Annotated in this window: 4 protein-coding genes; 2 read left to right on the forward strand and 2 right to left on the reverse strand. The window is 72.1% G+C overall.

Features of this window, described 5'->3' with window-relative positions; genetic code table 11:
• Window positions 1-927, forward strand: a 927-nt coding sequence (locus JGS39_RS38115; protein WP_219574354.1) for a class I SAM-dependent methyltransferase, incomplete at its 5' end; no start/stop codon positions are given.
• A 38-nt stretch (window positions 928-965) separates the two neighbouring features.
• On the opposite strand, the gene JGS39_RS38120 is transcribed toward JGS39_RS38115, so the two are convergent.
• Entirely contained in the window at window positions 966-1,613 is a 648-nt protein-coding gene (locus JGS39_RS38120) for a TetR/AcrR family transcriptional regulator C-terminal domain-containing protein (protein ID WP_219574355.1), read from the reverse strand.
• Between the two features lie 61 nt (window positions 1,614-1,674).
• Here JGS39_RS38120 and JGS39_RS38125 point away from each other — a divergent pair, with 61 nt between their 5' ends.
• Window positions 1,675-3,096 carry an FAD-dependent monooxygenase gene (locus tag JGS39_RS38125; RefSeq protein ID WP_219574356.1) on the forward strand — a complete coding sequence of 474 codons (1,422 nt, stop codon included), beginning with the start codon at window positions 1,675-1,677 and terminating at the stop codon, window positions 3,094-3,096.
• A gap of 3 nt (window positions 3,097-3,099) precedes the next feature.
• On the opposite strand, the gene leuE is transcribed toward JGS39_RS38125, so the two are convergent.
• A complete protein-coding gene (leuE, locus tag JGS39_RS38130) occupies window positions 3,100-3,768 on the reverse strand; it encodes a leucine efflux protein LeuE (protein WP_219574357.1) in 669 nt (222 codons plus the stop codon).
• Window positions 3,769-3,837 lie beyond the last annotated feature (69 nt).

Below are 3,837 nucleotides of genomic sequence, written 5' to 3' on the forward strand. Positions count from 1 at the left end.
ATGCCCTCCCTCCTGAAGAACCGTCTGACGAAACGCGCCCTGCGCCCCGCCCTCACCCTGGTCGACCGCCGCATCCGGCTACGGACGGAACGTGCCGCCGAACCGCTGCGGAGCGAGCTCGCCGCACTGCGACGGGACACCGAGGAGATGCGTCGGAGTCAGTACGCGCTGGGGCTGCTGCTCGACGGGACGGGGCGGGGCGCGCACCGGATTCCCCCTGCCCGGGAGATCGATCAACTGGTCTCGCAGATCGGCGCGTTGAACGGTGACGAGGCGAAGGCCCGGCGCAGCGTCGTCACCGCCTACCGGACCGTGGTGGCGCTGGAGTCGCTCGGCGTGGGGCGGCTGGCGGGATCCACGTCCAATGTGTGCGGCAAACTGGCGACGGTTCCGCTGCTCGCTCCGCCGAACGGCGCCATTCTCGAGATCGGCACGCTGTACGGGCTGTTCGCCGCGGCACTGACCCGGATGGTGCACCGGGCGGGCATCCAGCCGGACCTGACCATCGTCGACCCGCTGGCCGGGTCGCAGCTCCAGCCGGGCACGTCCCAGCCTGCCGACCCGACGGGGACGCCCGTGCGCGAGGACGTCGTGCGGGCCAACCTGGCGCTGACCGGGGCCGGTTCGACGCATCACCCCCGCATCCGGCAGGGCTTCTCCTCCGACCCGGAGGTGCGCGCCGAGGTCGCCGACCGGGAGTACGGAGTGATCGTCGTGGACGGCGACCACTCCATGGAGGGGGTGGCGGCCGACCTGGAGTGGGTCGAGGAGATCGTCGCCCCGGGCGGCATCGTGGTGCTGGACGACTACGGCGACGCGTCGTGGCCGGGCGTCCAGGAGGCCCTGGACAAGCACCTGGCGGGCGGCTCCTCGCGGCTGCGGCTGCTGGGACGGGTCTCGACTTCGGCGTACCTGCGGGCGGAGTGACACCGCGTCCTCACGCCTGACCCCTCACGCCCGCCCCTTCAGGTCCGTCCGCCGTACCGCGCCTCGATGCCCGCGACGATCAGCCGCAGACCGTCCTCGAACCGTTCGTCGTAGTGGGCGAAGATCTCCGCACCGGCCGCGGCGGCCAGGGGGTAGCGGGCCATGCGTTCCGCGCGTTCACCGATGTCGAAGCCTTCGCGCTGCTGGTCCGGCATCGGGCGGACGCCCTGCTCCTCGCTGACGAAGCCCATCGTGTAGGAGTACGCGGTGGTGCCTGCCCGGACGGCCTGCCACAGCTCGAAGCCCGCGTCGACCATGGTCCGCAGATGGCTTTCGAGCCCGTCCGCGTGGTCGGTGCCGGTGAACTTCGCTCCCCCGTAGACCTTGGCCCCGTCGCGGTAGCGCAGCAGCCCGGCACGCAGCCCGCTGTTGTACGCGACGAGCTGTTCCTGCCAGCTGTCCGGGGTCGGGCCCGGCAGCCCCTCGTCGAGCATCTGCCGGTACATCACCGTGGCCATCTCGTCGAGCAGTGCCTGCTTGTCCTTGAAGTGCCAGTAGAGGGCGGGCGCCTTGACGTCCAGCTCCTTGGCGATGGCGCGCAGGCTGAGGCCGTCGAGGCCCACCTCGTTCAGCAGCCGCAGTGCCGTGTCGGCCACCCGGGACCGGTCGATCTTCGTCGTACCCACCTCGACAAGTTAACAGCCCCCGCCCTTGACACTTAACACCGTTAAGGACACACTCCCGGACATGGAACTTAACATCGTTAAGGAAACAGGGGTCCTCATCGTCGGCGCCGGTCCGTGCGGTCTCGCACTGGCCTGCGATCTGGCCCGCCGGGGCGTTCCCGCCCTGCTGGTCGAGCAGACCCCGGGGCTCTTTCCCGGCTCACGCGGCAAGGGCATCCAGCCCCGCACCCGGGAGGTCCTCGACGACCTCGGGGCCGGTGACGCGGTCCGCGAGCACGGGGGCCCCGCGCCGGTCGGGATGCTCTGGCAGGACGGCGAGCGGATGGGCGAGCACCGGATGTTCCGGGTCGCGGCGCCGACGGACGCGGAGCCGTACGGGGAACCCTGGATGATGCCGCAGTGGCGGACCCAGGAGATCCTGCTGGCCCGGCTGCGGGAGCTGGGCGGCGACGTGGTGTTCTCGGCCGCGCTGACCGGGCTCGCCCAGGACGCGGACGGCGTCACCGCACAGTTGTCCACCGGCCCGGTCCGCGCCTCCTACCTGGTCGCGGCGGACGGCGGACGCTCCACCGTGCGGCGGGCGCTGTCCATCGCGATGACCGGGGAGACGGTGGACCCGGCCCCGATGCTGGTGGCCGACGTCCGGGTCGCCGAGGACGCGCTCGACCGGCTCAACTGGCACATGATGAGCACCGACGCCGGGTTCATCACGCTGTGCCCGCTGCCCGGCACGGCGGACTTCCAGCTCGTCGCGCAGTTCAAGGAGGGCGAGCCGGACACCTCCCCGGAGGGGGTCCGGGCCGTCGTCGCGGAGCGCACCCATCTGGAGGCGCGGGACGTCACCGAGGTGCTGTGGGCCTCCGACTTCCGCCCGCGCGCCGCACTCGCCGACCGGTTCCGCGACGGGCGGGTCTTCCTGGCCGGGGACGCCGCCCACGTCCACTCCCCCGCGGGCGGCCAGGGGCTCAACACCAGCGTGCAGGACGCGTACAACCTGGGCTGGAAGTTGGGCCAGGTACTGCGTCACGGGGCGCCCGCCGCCCTGCTCGACAGCTACGAGGAGGAGCGCCGCCCGGTCGCCACGGAGATGCTCGGCCTCTCCACCCGGATCCACCGCGGTGAGCAGGAGCGGGGTGCGGCCGCCCAGCAGCTGGGCCTCGGCTACCGCGAGGGGCCGCTGTCGGTGGGCCGCGCGGGCGTCCTGGAAGCGGGCGACCGGGCCCCCGACGGGCCGGCGGACGAGCGACGGCTGTTCGACGTCTTCCGGGGCCCGCACTTCACGCTGCTGGCGGTCGGCACCGACGCGGCACTGCCGGAGTTCGCCGGCTCACAGGTCAGGCCGCACCGCGTGGACGCCTACGAGGCGTACGGCAAGGGGCTGTTCCTGATCCGGCCGGACGGCTACGTCGGCTGGGCGGGCGAGGACACGGCCGGGCTCGCGGAGTACGCCGCACGGCTGGGCCTCGCCCCCGAGGCAGGCTGACGGTCAGACGCTGCTGAACGAGAGCTTCGCCGCGAAGCCGAGGAACAGCACGCCCGCCGCCGAGGTGGCCCCCGCCGACAGCCGCTTGCGGCGGCGGAACGCGGCGGACAGCCGGGTGCCGCCGAATATCAGCATCGACAGGTACAGGAAGCTGGCGATCTGGAGCAGGGTGCCCAGCACCAGGAAGGAGAGCGCCGGATAGGCGTACCCCGGGTCGACGAACTGCACGAAGAAGGAGATCAGGAACAGGATCGCCTTCGGGTTGAACAGGCTGACCACCAGCGCCCGCCGGTAGGGCCGCTCCATGGTGGCCGGGGCCCCGGCCACCTCCGCGCCCTCGCCCGTGATCTCGGCCACCCGGCGATGCCGCTCGCGCCACATCGACACCGCGGCGCGCAGCATCCCGATGGCCATCCAGGTCAGATAGCCCGCACCGGCGAACTTCACCACGGCGAAGAGCACGGGCGTCGTCTGCAACAGGGACGAGGCCCCGAGCGCGGACAGCGTCATCAGCACGGTGTCCCCGGTCCACACGCCGGCCGCGGCCACATAGCCGGTCCGTACCCCGCGCCGGGCGGCGACGGACAGCACGTACAACGAATTCGGCCCCGGCAGCAGCACGATCAGAACGAGGCCGGCGAGGTAGGTCGGAAGGTCGGTGACACCCAGCATGAAACGGAGTGTCGCACGGACGTACGACACTCCGAAGGCGGGGGTTCCGCTTGCCACGGGGCCCGGGGC

The organism is Streptomyces poriferorum, from assembly GCF_019399235.1.
Taxonomy (GTDB): Bacteria; Actinomycetota; Actinomycetes; order Streptomycetales; family Streptomycetaceae; genus Streptomyces; species Streptomyces poriferorum.